15 protein-coding genes are annotated in these 17,024 nt (G+C 66.7%); 7 read left to right on the forward strand and 8 right to left on the reverse strand.

Going from position 1 to position 17,024, the window contains the following annotated elements; genetic code table 11:
• Positions 1-89: 89 nt before the first annotated feature.
• Positions 90-3,437 carry a response regulator gene (locus AC1DIX_RS02860; RefSeq protein ID WP_477321871.1) on the forward strand — a complete coding sequence of 1,116 codons (3,348 nt, stop codon included), beginning with the start codon at positions 90-92 and terminating at the stop codon, positions 3,435-3,437.
• A complete protein-coding gene (locus AC1DIX_RS02865) occupies positions 3,434-3,859 on the forward strand; it encodes an NUDIX hydrolase (protein WP_477321873.1) in 426 nt (141 codons plus the stop codon). The genes AC1DIX_RS02860 and AC1DIX_RS02865 overlap by 4 nt, the downstream gene beginning before the upstream one ends.
• Here AC1DIX_RS02865 and AC1DIX_RS02870 read toward each other — a convergent pair.
• The gene (locus tag AC1DIX_RS02870; RefSeq protein ID WP_477321875.1) at positions 3,848-6,163 is read right to left on the reverse strand and encodes a hybrid sensor histidine kinase/response regulator; all 2,316 of its coding nucleotides are present in this window, start codon (positions 6,161-6,163) and stop codon (positions 3,848-3,850) included. The two genes, AC1DIX_RS02865 and AC1DIX_RS02870, sit on opposite strands and share 12 nt — an antisense overlap.
• 182 nt (positions 6,164-6,345) lie before the next feature.
• On the opposite strand from AC1DIX_RS02870, the gene AC1DIX_RS02875 reads away from it, so the two are divergent.
• Complete coding sequence (locus AC1DIX_RS02875; protein WP_477321879.1) at positions 6,346-7,176, forward strand: phytanoyl-CoA dioxygenase family protein; 831 nt, start codon at positions 6,346-6,348, stop codon at positions 7,174-7,176.
• On the opposite strand, the gene AC1DIX_RS02880 is transcribed toward AC1DIX_RS02875, so the two are convergent.
• The 4 genes from AC1DIX_RS02880 to AC1DIX_RS02895 all read right to left on the reverse strand — a co-directional run bounded on the left by AC1DIX_RS02880 (position 7,173) and on the right by AC1DIX_RS02895 (position 8,450).
• Entirely contained in the window at positions 7,173-7,445 is a 273-nt protein-coding gene (locus AC1DIX_RS02880; protein WP_442121401.1) for a hypothetical protein, read from the reverse strand. The two genes, AC1DIX_RS02875 and AC1DIX_RS02880, sit on opposite strands and share 4 nt — an antisense overlap.
• A 70-nt stretch (positions 7,446-7,515) precedes the next feature.
• Positions 7,516-7,782 (reverse strand): DUF5985 family protein, encoded by a 267-nt coding sequence (locus AC1DIX_RS02885; RefSeq protein ID WP_477251519.1) that lies wholly within the window; start codon positions 7,780-7,782, stop codon positions 7,516-7,518.
• A gap of 11 nt (positions 7,783-7,793) precedes the next feature.
• Positions 7,794-8,057 carry a DUF5985 family protein gene (locus AC1DIX_RS02890; RefSeq protein WP_442121400.1) on the reverse strand — a complete coding sequence of 88 codons (264 nt, stop codon included), beginning with the start codon at positions 8,055-8,057 and terminating at the stop codon, positions 7,794-7,796.
• The gene (locus tag AC1DIX_RS02895) at positions 8,058-8,450 is read right to left on the reverse strand and encodes a hypothetical protein (RefSeq protein WP_442121399.1); all 393 of its coding nucleotides are present in this window, start codon (positions 8,448-8,450) and stop codon (positions 8,058-8,060) included. It lies immediately after the preceding gene.
• Positions 8,451-8,617: 167 nt separating this feature from the next.
• Between AC1DIX_RS02895 and AC1DIX_RS02900 the strand changes: the two genes are divergently transcribed.
• From AC1DIX_RS02900 to AC1DIX_RS02915, 4 genes are all read left to right on the forward strand, one after another.
• A complete protein-coding gene (locus AC1DIX_RS02900; protein WP_477321881.1) occupies positions 8,618-9,469 on the forward strand; it encodes a DNA/RNA non-specific endonuclease in 852 nt (283 codons plus the stop codon).
• Positions 9,466-9,732: a hypothetical protein gene (locus tag AC1DIX_RS02905; RefSeq protein ID WP_442121397.1), complete on the forward strand. Its 267-nt coding sequence runs from the start codon at positions 9,466-9,468 to the stop codon at positions 9,730-9,732. The genes AC1DIX_RS02900 and AC1DIX_RS02905 overlap by 4 nt, the downstream gene beginning before the upstream one ends.
• A 92-nt stretch (positions 9,733-9,824) precedes the next feature.
• Positions 9,825-10,250, forward strand: coding sequence for a YsnF/AvaK domain-containing protein (locus tag AC1DIX_RS02910; protein WP_477321883.1), 426 nt, complete (start codon positions 9,825-9,827; stop codon positions 10,248-10,250).
• Positions 10,251-10,272: 22 nt separating this feature from the next.
• On the forward strand, positions 10,273-12,228 hold the full coding sequence (locus AC1DIX_RS02915; protein ID WP_477321885.1) for a DUF2382 domain-containing protein: 1,956 nt from the start codon (positions 10,273-10,275) through the stop codon (positions 12,226-12,228).
• A 74-nt stretch (positions 12,229-12,302) separates the two neighbouring features.
• On the opposite strand, the gene AC1DIX_RS02920 is transcribed toward AC1DIX_RS02915, so the two are convergent.
• The 3 genes from AC1DIX_RS02920 to AC1DIX_RS02930 all read right to left on the reverse strand — a co-directional run bounded on the left by AC1DIX_RS02920 (position 12,303) and on the right by AC1DIX_RS02930 (position 16,877).
• A complete protein-coding gene (locus tag AC1DIX_RS02920) occupies positions 12,303-15,155 on the reverse strand; it encodes a M16 family metallopeptidase (RefSeq protein WP_477321887.1) in 2,853 nt (950 codons plus the stop codon).
• Between the two features lie 84 nt (positions 15,156-15,239).
• A complete protein-coding gene (locus tag AC1DIX_RS02925; RefSeq protein WP_477321889.1) occupies positions 15,240-16,223 on the reverse strand; it encodes a sensor domain-containing diguanylate cyclase in 984 nt (327 codons plus the stop codon).
• A 171-nt stretch (positions 16,224-16,394) separates the two neighbouring features.
• Positions 16,395-16,877 carry a hypothetical protein gene (locus tag AC1DIX_RS02930; protein WP_477321891.1) on the reverse strand — a complete coding sequence of 161 codons (483 nt, stop codon included), beginning with the start codon at positions 16,875-16,877 and terminating at the stop codon, positions 16,395-16,397.
• Between the last annotated feature and the right edge of the window lie 147 nt (positions 16,878-17,024).

Here is a 17,024-nt window from a genome sequence, read left to right on the forward strand (position 1 = left end):
CTCCGGGGACATTCGAGAAACCCGTCCTAGTTTGGGGGCGCCCGGCGCTGAGGTGCGCACAATTGACTTTCGGAAGCGTGGAGCATACATTGCCTTATTTGCATCATCCTGCCCGCAACAGTCCTTTCCGCATGGCGAACGACCATACCAGCATCCTCCTCGTCGACGATCAGCCCGCCAACCTGGCGGTGCTGGAGGCAACGCTTGCCGGGCTGGCCGAGGAACTCGTTTCCGTGACCTCGGGCGAGGCCGCGCTGCGCGAAGTGCTGGCGCGCGATTTCGCGGTGGTGCTGCTGGACGTGCGCATGCCGACCATGAACGGCTTCGAGCTGGCGGAGCTGATCCGCCAGCATCCCCGCACCCAGGCGCTGCCGATCATCTTCCTGACCGCTGGCGACGCTGAGGAGTTCCCGATCGAGCGCGCGTATGCGCTGGGTGCGGTCGACTACATGACCAAGCCCTTCAACACCACGGTACTGCGGGCCAAGACCGGCGTCTTCATCGAGTTGTACCGCAAGCGAGCCGAACTCGCCCGCATCGAGGAAGAGCGCCACCAGGCCGCCATCCGGCACCGCGACGAGCAGCTGGAACGCACGGAGCGCCGGGCCCAGGCCGACCGCGACCGCCTTTACCGCGAGATCGAGGCGGCCAGCGAGCGCATGCGCGACATCTTCCAGCGCGCCCCGGCCCTGATGTGCGTGATGAGCGGCCCGGACCACGTGGTCGACATGGCCAACCAGCGCTTCGTCGAACTGGCCGGCGGCCGTTCCCTGGCCGGGCAGCCGCTGCAAGCCGCGATGCCGGAGCTGGAGGGCCAGGACTTCGTCGAGCTGATCGACAAGGTCTACCGCAGCGGCGAAGCGGTCGACGCCAGCAATGCGCGCTTGCTGCTGCGCGCCTCGGCGCCGCGCGCCGGGCTGGACGAGCACTTCCTGGACTTCGTCTGCATGGCGCTGCGCGATCCGGACGGCGCGGTGTCCGGGGTGCTGCTGCACGGGATCGACGTCACCGAACGAACCCGTGCGAATGCGCTGGCGGTGGGCCAGCGCGGCGCCCTCGAACTGGCCGTCACCGACGCCCCGCTTGGCGACGTGCTCGATGTACTGGCCCGCACCGCCGAGGATTACAGCGGCGGTGCCGCGCTGGCCTCGGTGCAGCTGATGTCGGGTGACGGGGAATTTCTGCGCCACGCCGCCGCACCCTCGCTGCCGCTCGAATTCCAGCACGCGATCGACGCCGTGCGCATCGGCCCTGTCGCCGCCGCCGCCGGCAGCGCGGCCTGGCGCGCCGAGGCCGTCGCCACCGACGATATCGCCAGCGATCCGCTGTGGACCGGGCGCCAGGAGCTGGCCCTCGAGCACGGCCTGGGCGGCAGCCGCGCGCTGCCGATCCTGGCGCCGTCCGGGGAGGTGCTGGGCGCCTTCACGCTGTATTACCGCGATGCCGGCCACCTCGCGCCGCAGGAGGAATCGGCGCTGGCCCTGCTGGCGAACACCGCCTCGCTGGTGATCGGCCAACGCCACGAGGCGGCCGAGCGCCAGGCCGCCGAACACCGTTCGCGGGCGATCCTGGAGAGCATGAGCGAGGGCTTCGTCGCCCTCGACCGCGAGTGGCGCATCACCTATGCCAACGGCGCTTTCGAGTCGCAGACGCGGCGCCGCCGCGAAGACCTGGTGGGCGGCCAGTTCTGGGAACTGTTCCCCGAGCTGCGCGGCGGCCCGGACGAGCAGGCCTTGCGGCGCAGCGCCCACGAGCGCACCCGCAGCCGCATCGAAGTCTACGACGAGGCCGAGGCGCGCTGGTTCGAGATCAACTCCTTCCCGATGGAGTCGCCCGGCACCGGTGACGAAGAGGGTCTGGCGCTTTACTTCCGCGACGAGACCGACCGCCGCCGCGCCGAGGAAGGGATCCGGCGCCTGGCCGCGGTGGCCGAACAGTCTTCCGACTTCATCGGCATCTTCACGCCGGACGCCGGCGGCATCTACCTGAACCCGGCCGGGCGCCGCATGGCGGGCCTGACGGCGGACACGAATATCGCGGCCTGGCGCATGCTGGACTTCTTCCCACGCGAAGACCGCGGCTTCGTGCGCGACCAGATGATGGCGGCCCTGACCGGCGAGCAGGCCGAATGGGAGGGCGAGCTGCGCCTGGCCCAGCCCGAGGGGCGCGAACCGATCCCGGTCTATTTCAAGGGCTTCGCGGTGCGCGACGCGAATGGCCAGAACATCGGCCTGGCCACCATCACGCGCGACATCACGGCGCAGAAGCGCGCCGAGGACGAGCTGCGCCGGGTCGCGACCGACCTCTCGGAAGCCGATCACCGCAAGAGCGAGTTCCTGGCGACCCTGGCGCACGAACTGCGCAACCCGCTGGCGCCGATCCGAACCGGCCTCGACCTGCTGCGCCTGGCGCCCGGCGATCCGAAAGCCGCCGAGCGTGTGCACGGCATGATGGACCGCCAGCTGGGCCACCTGATCCACCTGGTGGACGACCTGCTCGACATCGCGCGCATCACGCGCGGCAAGATCGAGCTGAAGAAGGAGCCGGTGCTGCTGCGCTCCATCGTCGCCACCGCCGTCGAGACCAGCACCGCGCTGATCGAGGCCCACGGCCACAACCTGAGCGTGGAACTGCCGCCCGAACCGCTGGAGCTGGAGGCGGACGTCACACGCATGGTGCAGGTGCTGTCCAACCTGCTGAACAACGCGGCCAAGTACACGCCGGCGGGCGGGCGCATTGCGCTGTCGGCCCGGCGCGAGGACGGTCACGCGGTGATCGCGGTGGCGGACAGCGGCATCGGCATTCCGCCGGAGAGCATCGGTTCGGTGTTCGAGATGTTCACCCAGGTGCGCGGGAGCCTCGACCGCGCCCAGGGCGGCCTCGGGATCGGGTTGTCGCTGGTGCGGCGCCTGGTCGAGCTGCACGGCGGTCGGGTGAGCGCCTTCAGCGGCGGCCGCGGCCAGGGCAGCACCTTCACGGTGCGCCTGCCGCTGCGTCCCGGCACCCCGCATGCGCAGACACTGCTTGCCGCGGACGGCTTGCCCGCCGAAAGTGCGGCCGACAGCCCGCTGCGGGTGCTGGTGGTGGACGACAACCTGGATGCCGCCGACAGCCTGGTGGCGCTGCTGGAGGTGCTGGGCCACACCACCACGGTGGCGCACGACGGCGTGCAGGGCCTGCAGGCGGCGCGCGACTTCGTGCCCGACCTGGTCATCCTCGACATCGGCCTGCCCGGCATGAGTGGCTACGAGGTGGCGCGCGAGATCCGCCGCAGCGCCTTGCTGCGCAAGGTGGTGCTGATCGCACTCACCGGCTGGGGTTCCGAGAGCGACCAGCGGCAGTCACAGGAAGCCGGCTTCGACCAGCACCTGACCAAGCCGGTCAGCCTGGAAGCGCTGGAGCAGGCGCTGGCCGCCGCCGCGCGGGGCCTGCCATGAGCGAACTCGCGGTCTCCTGCGGCACCTTGGTGGTCGACGGCGCCGGCCGCCTGCTGATCTGCCACGTCACCGGCACCCCGAAGTGGGATATCCCGAAAGGCTTGCAGGACCCGGGCGAAGGCACGCTGGCGGCGGCGATGCGCGAGCTGTGGGAGGAGGCCGGCCTGGCCTTCGATCCGGAGCGCTTCGTCGACCTGGGCCGCTTCGACTACCGGCGCGACAAATGCCTACACCTGTACAAGGTGGAGGTGGGCGACGAACTGGCCGACCTCGGGCACCTGGTGTGCCGCAGCTTTTTTCCACACCACGTGACGGGCAAGCCGACCCCGGAAACCGACGGCTTCCGCTGGGCCACGCGCGAGYAGGTCGCGAAGCTGTGCTGGCCGCGCATGGCTCAGCGGCTGCTGGGCCTAGGCTGGTGAGGCCAGGCGCGCCAGTACGGCCTCGATCGCGGCCACCGTCGCCGGCTKGGTGAGGTGGGCGTCGAAGCCCGCCGCGCTGGAACGGGCGCGGTCGGCTTCGCCGCCCCAACCGGTCAGGGCCACCAGCCTGACGCCGTCCAGCGCCGGATCGGCGCGCACCGCCTCCGCCACGTCATAGCCCGACATGCCGGGCATGCCGATGTCGAGGAACACGACCTGCGGGCGCAGGCTGGCGATCATGCGCAGGGCCTGGTGGCCATCGGCCGCCATCGGCGCGGTGTGGCCCATGATCCCGAGCAGGGCGGAGAGGGTTTCGGCGGCGTCGCGGTTGTCGTCCACCACCAGCAGGCGCAAGGCGCCCGGCTCGTCCGCCGCCGCTACCCGTGCCTCCGGCAGCGCCGGTCGGTCCATGCCTGCCAGCGGCAGGCGCAGCGTGAACACGCTGCCGGCGTCGATGCCGGGACTGGCCGCGGTGATGGTCCCGCCGTGCAGGGCGACCAGGCTGCGCACCAGCGACAGACCGATGCCGAGGCCACCCTGGCCGCGCTGGGTCGGGTGCGGCACCTGGGTGAACATCCGGAATACAGATTCCAGCGACTCGGCCGGGATCCCGATGCCGTTGTCGGACACGACGATCACGGCCTGGTCGCCGTCACGCTCCGCGGCGACCAGGATGGCGCCGCCGCGCGGCGTGTACTTGGCGGCGTTGTTGAGCAGGTTGCTGATCACCTGGGTCAGGCGGATCGGATCGGCGTACAGGTGCAGCGGTTCGGCCGGCAGGCGCAGGTCGAGGCTGTGGCGCGAGGACTCGATCAGCGGCATGCTGGTATCGACCGCGGCGCGCACCATCGCGTCGAGGTCGAGCCATTCCGGTTTCAGCTCGATCTGGCCGCGCGTGATGCGGGCCACGTCGAGCAGGTCGTCGACCAGGTGCACCAGGTGGTCGAGCTGGCGGTCCATGATGTCCTGCACCCGCGCCAGCGCGGCCGGGTCGCCCTTGGCGCGCCGCATCAGCTGCAGGCCGCTGCGGATCGGCGCCAGCGGGTTGCGCAGCTCGTGGGCCAGGGTCGCCAGGAATTCGGTCTTGCGGCGGTCCTGTTCGGCAAGGTCGTCGGCAAGGCGGCGCAGTTCGAGTTCGGTGAGGCGGCGCTCGGTAATGTCCGTGAACAGCACCACCACCTTGCGGCTACCGGCCGGTCCGACGCGGGCGGCGTAGACGTTGTACCAGCGTCCCAGTCCCGCGGCTTCGTCGACGAAGCGGATCGGCTCGCCGGTGGTGGCGACCCGGCCATAGGTTTCGAACCAATGGCTTTCATGCGCGGGCACCATGCTGCGCACAGTCCTGCCGACCGCATTCTCCAGCCCCGTCTGCGCGAGGAAGGCCGGATTCACCTCCAGGAAGCGGTAGTCGCAAGGCTCGCCGGCTTCGTCGTACAGCATCTCGATCACGCAGACGCCGTCGTCGATCGAATCGAACAGGGTGCGGTAGCGTTCCTCGCTGGCCTGCAGGCGCTCGGCTGCCTGCTTCTGCATGGTGATATCGATTACCGCGCCACGCAGTATCCGGTCACCGCGGCTGCTTTCGATGCGGCCGCGGGACAGCAGCCAGCGCCAGTCGCCTTCCGGTCCGCGCACCCGGTAGGTGGCTTCGTACGGCCGGCCGGCGGCCATGGCTTCCGCCAGGCAGGCTTCGGCGCCAGCACGGTCGTCCGGATGAACGGCGGCAAAGTAGGACGCCACCGGCGCGCCTTCTGCGTCTTCCGGACCGAGGCCGAACAGGGCGGCCATGCGGCGGTCGGCGACCACGCGGTCGGTACCGACTTGCCAGCTCCAGACGCCCACCTCGGCGGCGGCGATGGTCGACTCCAGCCGCGCCCGGGTTTCCTCCAGCGCCGCCTCGGTGCCGGTGCGCTCGGCCGCGGTGGCATAGGCGTCCAGGTAGAAGCGCGCCTTGGCCCTCAGGATCGGCACCGAGATCGGCTCTTCCAGCACCGACAGGGCGCCGGCTTCGTATAGCGGGTCGACCGTGAAGTCGCGTTGCCGCGGCAGCCCGACGGCAACCAGCGGCACTGGCGGGAAAGCCGCGCGCAGGCGCTTCAGGGAGGCGGCGAAGTCGTCCACCTTGTCCGTATAGCCGGCCAGGATCAGGGCGAAGCCGGGCGGCGCGATGTGTTCGAGGGCTTCGTCTGCACTGCGCACGCGCAGTACGTCATAGCCGAGCTCGGCGGCGACGCTGGCCACGGCCGGATCGGCCTGCGGGCGGTCGCAGACGAACAGGACGCGGCCGCGCGCGGACTGGTTCACGCCGGCCTCCGCGGGACAATGGCGGTACGGCGGGCGGGGCTGGCAGGAGGCGCAGGGTTCATGCAGTGTCTGTCTAGTCGATTGTCTAGGCAATGTAGGAGTAGTCCCACCCAATGTCAACCATCGGCCGTGCGCGCCGCTTGCCGGCTTGGCGTTAGGATGGCGACCCAGGAGGAAGAATCATGAGCAATGGAATCGACGAACGATACGACATGGGCGCCATCATAGGTGGCCTGTATGGCGACGGCATCATCGCCTGCAAGGGCGCGTTCACGCAGGAATGGGTGGCGCATCTGAAGGAAGACATCGAGAAGCTGTTCGCGGAAGCGAAGGCGCGCCCCGGCGGTGTCCTGGAGCGCGGCCCGCAGCGTTATTACGTCGAGGTGCATCCGGAGCGCGTGCGCGGCTTCGTCGAACTGGTCACGCATCCCTGGGTGGTGGCCGTGTGCCGCGCCGTGCTCGGCCCGGACTACAAGGTGGTGGAGACGGGTTTCGACATTCCCTTCCCGGGCGCCATGCACCAGCCCTGGCACCGCGATTTTCCGGCACCCGAAGCGACCCTGGTGGGGCGGCGCCTGAATTCGCTGGCCTTCAACATCACGACCGTCGACGTGACCGAGGAGATCGGTCCCTTCGAGATCGCACCGGGCACCCAGTGGGACGATCTTGCCGGCAGCGATCCGATGTTCCCTGATAAGTCGCTTTACCCGCGCTACGAAGCCCGCGCCCAGCGCAAGCTGCCGAGGGTGGGCGACATTTCCGCGCGCTCGGCGCTCACCATCCACCGCGGCACAGCCAACCGCTCGCAGCAGTCGCGGCCCGTGTTCGTGCTGGGCGTGGATGCGCCGGACGCCCGCAACGCCGACAAGCACGATCTGCAAGTCACCCAGGCCTATTGGGACCGCTTGCCGGAAGAGGTGCGTGCCCACCTGACGTGCCGGGTGGTGAGCTCGCTCGAGGATATTTACCAGGCCCATACGATCGAAGGCCTGAGGATGGGTGTTACGGTCTAGTCGTCTTTCTTCAGCGAGTCGGCCAGGGCATCGGAGGCGATGCCCTTGGGCACCTTGCCGACCCGGCGGGTGGCGTCCGACTGCTGGTCCATGTTCACTTCTTCGGCGACCTCGAAGCGGCCGTCGGCAGTATTGTCGGCGGCGCCGGCCGGAAGCAGGTCTTCAGAGCGGCTGAGCTCGCCGTTTTCGTCAGGCGTGGCGCGCTGCTGGTTCTGCCGGCCCTGCTGTTTCCGGCCCTGTTCCTGGTTCCGGTTCTGCTGGTCTGCCATCGCTTCCTCCTGTATGCGTGTCGATCGCTGTCGGGCGATTATGGCGCAGGGCAGGGGGGGCGGGCGCACGCTACCGGCTGCCGTCCTTGTTCCGCTGGGGCAGGTTCTTTTCCAGGATAGCCCAGATGATCAGGCCATAGGCAAGCAGACGGACCAGGTAGTGCAGCGGCGAGTCCTCGGCATCCTGGTAAGTCAGGGCCGAATAGACGCGGTGGGCGCCTTCGATCCCGAAGGACAGGGCAAAATACATGAAGAAGCGGTCGCGCGTGCTGCGCCAGAACCGCAGGAAGAACAGCGCGATCACGGTCGAGGCCATGGCGATGGCGCCGGTGAGCATGTCGGTCACGGTTATTCCTTTTCGTAGATAAGGCCATACAGCAGGAGAAGCATCGAGACGAGCGCCGCAATCAGGCGCACCGGCAGCAGGTTGACGTCGGGATCGGGGAACACGATCTTGTCGAGCACCAGGAACAGGTTATTTACCGTCATCGCCACGAAGGACCACCCGCTCCAGAACAGCAGGCGGTGACGGGTGCGCCGATAACTGGCCAGCAGCAGCACGGCACAGGCCAGCGAAGTCAGGGCGCAGAGAGTGTAGATGGTAAACGCCACTTAGGAATCCTTTCGCCATTTGAAGGCGTCGGCAAACTGCTGCGCCTTGCGGTCGAGGGAAGAATGGATGAGGTGGGTGACTTCGACCAGGTGGCTCGCGTAGACGTCCGCCAGGCGGTCGATGCGTTCGCGCAGCGCGTCTTCGCGCGGCCGGTAGCAAAAAGCATCGGCACTGGCGTCCGGCCATGGCGCGGCCATGCCGGAACGGCACAGCTCGTCGAGCAGGCCCTCCGCCACTTTGTCGCGCACGTAGAGGCGGCGCGCCAGGGTATCCCGGGTCCATACCTGCTCCGGATCCGCCCGCATCAGCAGCAGGGCTTCCAGGAAGGGTACCGAAGGGATGCTGGTCAGCACGAAGCGCCGGAGATCCTCGGGAATGGAGTGTTTATCCATTACCAATATGTTTGCTCAAATGCACTTTAGCTTTTGGAAAGCGGGAATTCTATAACATTCCAGTTGGAAAGGCGTTTTCTATCGTGCGCGGCCATGCACGGATCTTCTGGCGCCCCGCAAGAGCTACTCGGCTACAATGGCGGCACGTTTGATCTTTGTACATCGCCATGCTTCAGAAGTTGTTCGCTCCGCTCGTTTTATCGTCCAGCCTCTTGATCCTCGGAGCCTGCGACCGGCACGCCGCGGACACCCACCGCCCCGGCGCGCCCGTCGCGTCCCAGTCCGAAGCGCAGCGAGGGCCGGCGTCCTGCGCCGACCATTACCTCGACGGCCGCGCACCGCAGATCCAGAATCCCAAGCTGGCCCCACAGACCACGGAGTTGTGCTTCAACGTGTTCAGCGTGATGCATTCGGGTATCACGCGCACGCCGCTGTGGTCGGCCGAGCATCTCGAAGCCAATGAAGTGGAATCGGCCCAGCAGCTGACCCGCGAGAATTCCTTCCACGCGGAGCAGCGCCTGCCTGCCGGCCAGCGCGCCGAACTCGCCGACTACGCCCGCAGCGGCTACGACCGCGGCCACATGGCGCCGAATGGCGACATGCCCGACCGCGACAGCCAGCGCGACAGCTTCAGCCTGGCCAACATCGTGCCGCAGGACGGCGAGAACAACCGCCACCTGTGGGCCGGCATCGAGGGCGTGGTGCGCAGGATGGCGAAGAAGGAAGGCGACCTGTACGTGGTGACCGGCCCCGCCTTCCTGGGCAGCAACCTGCGCAAGGTCGGCAACGTGCTGGTGCCGACCCACCTGTATAAACTCGTATACAGTCCGCGCCAGAAGGCCGGCGCCGCCTGGTTCGTCGAGAACACCGCCGACGCCAAGCCGAACGTGATCCCGATCCCGGAACTCGAACGCATCATCGGCATCAACCTGCTGCCCGCCCTCAGCGACGAGGAAAAGGAACGCATGCTGAAACTGCCGAACATCCGCCAGAACAAGGGCGACAGGAGGAATTCATGAGCAAGAAAGAGGACGCACCCGCCTTCGTTCCCTACGCAAACGAAGCCGATGTGATCGAAATCGGCCGCCTGATGCTGGAAAACCGCCTCGACCGCATCACCATTTCCGGCGACGTCGACCTGACCGCCGACAAGCACGGCCTGGAGGCGGCGCGTCGCCTGCATGCGCTGCTGGGACAGGTCGTCGCCAGCCTCGAAAGCCGGGATCTGCCGGACCAGTTGCCGCCACCGCCGGTGGAGACAGTCGATAATCCATTCGCATGATTGACGTTTGTAGATAGTCAATGGTGCGCGGGTTCAGACACCTTTTGCGGTAACCTCGATTGCTCTAGCGTCGTGATTCGAGGAGATCAACTGTGCAAATTGACCAAGCGCAACCAAACRGACAGGAGCCACTCAAGGTGCCGGTGGTCCGCGAGGAAGTGCAGGTCGACAAGCGGGTTGTCGATACCGGTCGCGGCGTGCGCATCCACAAGACGGTCGCCGAGCATCCCTGCCACATCGACGAACGCCTGACGCGCGACGAGGTTGAAATCAGCCACGTCCCGGTGGACCGCATCGTCCCGCTCGACGCTGCGCCCACCACGCGTTACGAAGGCGATACCCTGGTGGTGCCGATCCTCGAAGAAGTCCTCGTGGTCGAACGCCGCGTGCGCATCAAAGAGGAAGTCCGCATCACCCGAACCCGGCGCGAGGCGCACCACGCGGAAACCGTCATGCTCAAGTCCGAGCAGGTCAGCGTGGAGCGCTTCGACGAGGCCGGCGACGGCCCACCTGAATGATATGTCAATCGGAGGATCTATCATGCAACATACCCTAGTAGCGGTTTTCGACAACCGCAGCGACGCGCAGAATGCAATGGACGAACTGCTGGCCTCGGGCTTTACCCGCGCCGACGTCAACGTCTCCAGCGCCGATCCGACCGGACAGACCGACAGCCTGACCGGCACTACTCCCCATACCAGCGAAGTGCACGAGGGCTTCATGTCCCAGATCAAGCACTTCTTCACCGGCCTGTTCGGCTCCGACAACGGCGACCACGTCGAGCGCTATTCGGACGCCGTCACCCGCGGCCACCACGTGCTGACTTTCGTTACCCAATCGGAACCGGAAGTCGAGCGCGCGGCCGACATCCTCGAGCGCTTCGGCCCGGTAGACCTGGACGAGCGCCACGACCTGACCGGCTCTGCCAGCTCGCTGGACCCGGCGATGCTGGCGGCCGGCGCCACCTCGGGCAGCGGCATCCAGAAGTCCGCGCCGATCTCCTCGCAATCGGGCGAATACCACGAACCCTCTTACGGCGCCGGCTCGCTGAGCGGCGAAACCGGCGACCGCGTCCCCTTCGGCACCCAGACCCTCAACGATTCGGTGCCGGGAGGCCAGACCTACCAGGAGCCGATGCCCCGGACGACCTTGCGCTCGCATTCGATGCAGGCCGGTAATCGGCTGCGGGAAGGCGAATCCCTGCAAGGCAGTTCCTCTATCCGCGACGAGGAAGACGCTTCGCTGGGCGGCACCATCCAGACCGGCTCGATCCAGCGCGACGCCGGCCAGACCGGCTCGATGCAGCGCGACATGGGCGAAATGCTCAACGAACAGCGCAGCACGGCGATTCCGGTCGTGCAGGAAGACCTGCAGGTCGGCAAGCGTGAAGTCCAGCGCGGCGGCGTGCGCGTGTTCTCGCGCGTGGTCGAGACCCCGGTCAATGAAAGCGTCAACCTGCGCGAAGAACACGTGAGCGTGGAACGCCGTCCGGTCGACCAGCCGATCTCGCCGTCCGACTCGACCGCCTTCAAGGAGCAGTCGATCGAGATGCGCGAAACCGCCGAGGAGCCGCTGATCCAGAAGACCGCCCGCGTGGTCGAGGAAGTCCTGGTCGGCAAGGAAGTCACCCAGCGCCAGCAGAACATCAGCGACAGCGTGCGCCATACCGAGGTGCAGGTCGAATCGCTGGGCCAGGACAGCTCGTCGATGCGCGCGTCCAACCTGGAAGACGACGACAGCTACTACCGCAACGACTGGAACAAGAATTACTCCAGCCTGGGCGGCAGCTACGACGACTACGCGCCGGCCTACCGCTACGGTTCCGACATGCGCCGCAACGCGAAGTACGGCAACCGCGACTGGAGCGACGTCGAGTCCGACCTGCGCAGCGATTGGGACACCCGCTACAGCAATAACGGCGCCTCGACGTGGGACAAGATGAAGGCCGCCATCCGCCGCGGCTGGGACAAGATCACCCCGGATACGGACAGCGACAGCGCCTACCGCAGCCACTACGACAGCAACTACGCCAGCTCGGGCAGCAGCTACGACGATTACGCGCCGGCCTATCGCTACGGTACGGAGATGCGCAGCAACGACCTGTATCGCAACCGCAACTGGAACGACGTCGAATCCGACCTGCGCAGCGACTGGGACCGCAAGAACGTCGGCGAGCCCTCGACCTGGGAGCGGGTCAAGGCCGCCGTGCGCCACGGCTGGGACAAGGTGACCCCGGACGGCAACGACGATTCCTACTACCGCACCCACTGGACGAACAACTACGCCAGTTCGGGCGACACCTACAACGACTACGAGCCGGCCTACCGCTACGGCTCCCAGATGCACAGCGACGCCCGCTACCAGGGCCGCAACTGGGACGAGGTCGAATCCGACCTGCGCAGCGACTGGGATACCCGCTACAGCAGGAACGGCGTCTCGACCTGGGAGAAGATGAAGGCGGCGGTGCGCCACGGCTGGGACAAGGTCACTTCGTGATCGGGGGCTAGTCCCATGAAAAACGCCGGCCGGGGCCGGCGTTTTTTTCGTCCGAAAACGTCCGAACGGAGCGCTTACTGCGCAAACACCTGCACCGCCGGCGTAATCTTGACCGCCTCCGGACGAACGCCCAGCTTCATCGCGCCGATCGCCTTGTCCTCGTCCAGCAGGGCCTGCGGCTTGGTCGCATCGTAGCTGATCGGCGAGAAGGCATCGCTCACCAGCTTGTCCTTCAGGCCGGCCGCATCCTTGGTGATGAAGACCACCGACAGGTTCTTCGCCGACAGGTGCTTGCGCATCGCGGCGTTGACGTCGGCCGCGCTCAGCTTCGACAGGCCGTCACGCATCATCTGCGTGAATTCCGGCGTGCGGTACCACTGCGAATCCAGGGCGTAGCCGAGCTGGGCGTCCTGGGTCGCCGTCATCACGAACACGTTCTTCATCAGGTAGTCGCGGGTGGCTTCGAACTGTTCCTGGGTCAGGCCCTGGTCGATCAGCTTGCCGAGTTCGGTGAGCGCGATGCGCAGCGCCATGTGGGCGTTCTGCGGCGCGACCGGACGGATCCAGATTTCGAAGATCTGCGACTTGCGGCCCAGGTTCGGGCTCGGGAAAAAGCCGAACATGCCGCGCGGGAAGGCTTCGATGTAGGCGTAGTCGCCGTAGTTCATGCCGCGTACTTCGCGGATCCGCTGGTACAGGTAGGAGTTCGAGGCGCGATGCTCGCCCAGCCAGGTCTTGGCCAGCCACAAGGCCGCGAAGTCCGGGTGTGCACGGTTGACCTCGATCGGCAGGCCGAAGGAAATCGCGGTGGCGCGGGTGTTCTTCTCGATGATCTCGACTTCCAGGCCTTGCGGCATGCGGCCCTGGGGCTTGGCGATGCGCGGCAGGCCGGCGCCTTCCGGCAGGCCGGCCAGGCGGGTCTTCAGCTGGGCGGTCATCTCCGGGCTGACGTCACCCGAGATGCCGACGCGTAGCGCGCCCTGCGCATAGGCCTGGCGGTAGAAGTTCTTGACGTCGTCCAGGGTGATCGAGTCGATGCCCTTGACCGTGCCCAGGACCGGATGCCCGTAGGGCGTGCCGGCGAAGATATTAGCCTGCAGGCGTTCTTTGCCGAACTCTTCCTCGTTATTGTCCTTCAAGTCCAGCACCAGTGCGTTTTTCTGGGCATCCTTCAGGCGGCGGAAGTCGTCCTCGCGGAAGCCCGGCGTGAGCAGCTGGGGCAGGGCGATGTCGAGGAACTGGTTCCAGTTGTCCTTGTGGATGGTGCCGGTGAAGGTGGTCATTTCCTTGTCGGTCAGCTCGCCGAAGCCGCCGGCGATCGGGAACAGGGCCTTGGTCACCTCGTCGTACTTGCGATCAAAGGAGCCGGCGCGGGCGACCATGGCCGCGGTCAGGGCGGCCAGGCCTTCCTTGCCGGCCGGGTCCTGGCTAGCTCCCGCTTCGAACAGCAGCTTGAAGCGTACCTGCGGCAGGGCAGTCTTCTGCACCAGCACGTCGAACCGGGCGTCGGTGGCCTTGGGCGCCATGTCGGCCAGCTTCGGCAGGGCCTCGACGCCGGCCGGGAGGGCGTCGTGCGACAGGGTCGTCACCACCATCGCGTCGTCGACCAGGTATTTGCGCGCCGCCGCCTGCAGGTCGGCCGGCGTCAGGGTGTCGATCAGGCGGTAGTAGCGGTTGATGGTGCCGTAGGAACGGTCGTAGTGGACGTAGGAAGCCAGGGTCTGGGCGATGGTGTCGGTATTGTCCAGGCTGCGGATCAGGCCGTATTTTTCCGAGGACTGGGCATCTTCCAGCGCCTGCTTCGTGACCGGGACGTCGCGCAGCTTCGCCACCGTCTCGAGGATGGCATTGCGTACGTACAGTGCGTCTTCCGGCTTCTTGACGCGGGCGCCGATGGTCACCAGCGACGGGTCGACACGTGCCGGGGTGTAGTCGAACAGCTGGTCGACCTTCTGCTCGTCCTGCACCAGGCGTTTATACAGCGGCGAGGTGCGGCCGAACGACAGCGACAGCAGCATCGACAGCGCGGCCTGGTCCTTCTTCGTATCCGAGAAGGCCGGGGCGCGGAAGGCCACCGTCACCAGCGGCAGGGTTGGGCTCTGCCAGCTTACGTGGCGGTATTGCGCTCCCTGTGCGGCGGGCTCGGCCGGGACCGCGACATTGTAGGAGCCGCGGCGCCAAGCGCTCCAGTATTTCTCGACCAGCGCCACCGCGTTCTTCGGATCGACGTCGCCGGCGATGATGATGGTGGTGCGCTCCGGGCGGTACCAGCGGTCAAAGAAGACCTTCGAGTACTGGTACTGGTTGGGCATGTCCTCGATGTCCTTCAGGAAGCCCATCGTGGTGTGCTTGTAGGTGTGGGTGTTGAAGGCGGCATCGCGCTGGACCTCGAACAGCTTCTGCATCGGWTTGGCGCTGTTCTTGTTGTACTCGCCCAGCACGGCGCGCGATTCGGTCTTGAACGCGGCTTCGGAGTAATCCAGGTGCTGGAAGCGGTCGGCCTCGACCTTCAGCACGGTTTCGAGGTCCTGCTTGGCGAAGGTCGTGTAATAGTTGGTCAGGTCGTCGCTGGTGTAGGCGTTCTGGCGGGCGCCGGCCTTGGTGATGATCTCCTGGTACTTCTCGGGCGGGTAGGCCTTGGTACCGCGGAACATCATGTGTTCGAAGAAGTGGGCGAAGCCGGACTTGCCCGGCTCGACTTCATTGCGCGAACCGGTCTGCACCGGAATGGTGACCGAGACCAGGTTCGGGAAGCCGGTCGGCACCACGATCACCTTGAGGCCGTTGGGCAGCTGTTTTTCAGTGGCCTTGAACGGGAGGACGTCGGATTTCGATGGCGCCGAAGCGGGCGCGGCCAGGGCCGGCAGCGCCATGGACAGGGCCATGGGCAGGGCTGCCAGCGGGACAAACTTGGACAACTGTGTCACGCGATCTCCTTGGGAAAAATACTGTGCGCGACAGCATAGAGTATTCCCAAAGAAAGATATAGGACAATCAAGTATGCATGCGGCTCAGGCAGGTTCCGACAGCGGCAGGCTGATCCGGTTGCGGCCCATGTGCTTGGCGCGGTAGAGCGCGGCGTCGGCGGTGGCCACCAGGTCGGACGCGGAGGTATCCGGAGACGCCAGCGCGGTGGCGGCGCCGATCGAGACCGTCACGCGCTGGCCGGCCGCCACGCGGTTCGGCACCTGCAACTGCTCGACCCGGGTGCGGATGCGCTCGGCGACGCTGGCGGCGCCCTTCAGCGACTGGTTCGGCAGGATCACGGCGAACTCCTCGCCGCCGTAGCGGGCCACCAGGTCGTTGGCGCGCATCTCGCTGGCGACGGCGGTGGCGATGCGCTTCAGGCATTCGTCGCCGCCGAGGTGGCCGTTGGCATCGTTGAAGGCCTTGAAGTTGTCGACGTCGACCATCAGCAGCGACAGCGGCTGGCGCTGGCGCAGGGCGCGCGACCATTCGGCCTGCAGGGTGTCGTCGAAGCAGCGGCGGTTGGCCAGGCCGGTCAGCCCGTCGCGGGTGGCCAGCTGCTCGAGCGCGATCTGGGCCATCTTTTCGTCGGTCAGGTCGCGCAGGGTTTCGACCACGGCGGCGAGGCGGCCGCGCTCGTCGTAGATGGGGCTGGCATCGGCGGCCAGGTATCGGCGCCGGCCGACGCGCGGCATGTCGAACCAGCTTTCGGCCGACAGATGGCTGGGCTGGCCGGAAGGGATGCCGTAGCCCTGGCGCGGATGGATGCTGGGAATCTCGCCGGCGCGGTCCTGCACAACCATGTCGGCCAAGGTGGGGCGCTGCTCGTCGAAGAAGCTGCGCCAGTGCTCGCGGGTGCCGACGACTTCACTGGCGGGCACGCCGGTCAGGTGCTCGCAGGCACGGTTCCAGATCATCACGCGGCAACTGGTGTCGAGCACGAATACGGGAATCGCCAGCATTTCCATGAGCTGGTGCGCGAAGGCGCGTTCACCGTTCGCGCTGGCGCCGTCCATGAGCCGTGGCATTGTCGTCGTGCCTGTCATAAGCCGTCCTCTGATCTGTCTGTTGAGCAATAAATTGATTGCTGACAAGATCCGATTGTGCGGGACGGCACTTTCCGCTCTATTGATTAAAGGCAAGAAGATTTCTAAGCAGGAATTTTCCTAGAAATGCGCGGCATGAGTCTGCCGCTGCTGTCACCCGGGCTCGGCGGCCCGGGAATTGCTGCGCAGGCTGGTGCCGAGGCGGTCGAGGCGGGTGCGCAGGAGTTCCAGGCGGCTGCGGATCGCCTGATCGGCGGCGTAGCGCTGCTGGATCTGGGTCAGCTCGGCCTGGATGACGACCAACTGGCCTTCCGGATCGCCGGCGCAGTCGCCGCTCGCGCGTGCCGCCATGCGGGCCAGCAGCAGGTCGGCTTCCGCGAAAGCCTGGTCGGACCGGGTGCGGGCCGATTCTTCGCGGCATAGCGCGGCCTCGAGGCCGGCGATCCGGTCTTCGCTGCGGACCCGCCGGAACAGGGCCGCGTACAACACGGCCATGCCCAGCAGGAGGACGGCGCCCGCACGCAGACGCTCAGGCAGCATGGCTTCGGCACCGGCGCCGGCAGGCCACAGTCCCGCCAGCAGCAGGATGGCGCTCAGGGCGTAGACGGCGTAGCGGGCGTGTTGCATTGTCTTCATGGTCGGCCTCCTAAGGTCGTAGGAACTTTCCGCTATGAAAAGGTACGACTTTCCGAACGGATATATTTTGCCGATAGTCAATAAATTCGGGGTCTACTGCAGCTGTACCCGCGCGAGGTATAATGGAAGGTTGACGAGGGGCTTAAC

This window comes from Massilia sp. 05N420, from assembly GCF_056397205.1.

Coding starts and splice junctions, on each gene's coding strand:
- AC1DIX_RS02875 (WP_477321879.1), top strand. CDS start 6,346: ATGAGCAATGGAATCGACGAACGATACGACATGGGCGCCATCATAGGT.
- AC1DIX_RS02880 (WP_442121401.1), bottom strand. CDS start 7,445: ATGGCAGACCAGCAGAACCGGAACCAGGAACAGGGCCGGAAACAGCAG.
- AC1DIX_RS02885 (WP_477251519.1), bottom strand. CDS start 7,782: ATGCTCACCGGCGCCATCGCCATGGCCTCGACCGTGATCGCGCTGTTC.
- AC1DIX_RS02895 (WP_442121399.1), bottom strand. CDS start 8,450: ATGGATAAACACTCCATTCCCGAGGATCTCCGGCGCTTCGTGCTGACC.
- AC1DIX_RS02900 (WP_477321881.1), top strand. CDS start 8,618: ATGCTTCAGAAGTTGTTCGCTCCGCTCGTTTTATCGTCCAGCCTCTTG.
- AC1DIX_RS02905 (WP_442121397.1), top strand. CDS start 9,466: ATGAGCAAGAAAGAGGACGCACCCGCCTTCGTTCCCTACGCAAACGAA.
- AC1DIX_RS02915 (WP_477321885.1), top strand. CDS start 10,273: ATGCAACATACCCTAGTAGCGGTTTTCGACAACCGCAGCGACGCGCAG.
- AC1DIX_RS02925 (WP_477321889.1), bottom strand. CDS start 16,223: ATGCCACGGCTCATGGACGGCGCCAGCGCGAACGGTGAACGCGCCTTC.
- AC1DIX_RS02930 (WP_477321891.1), bottom strand. CDS start 16,877: ATGAAGACAATGCAACACGCCCGCTACGCCGTCTACGCCCTGAGCGCC.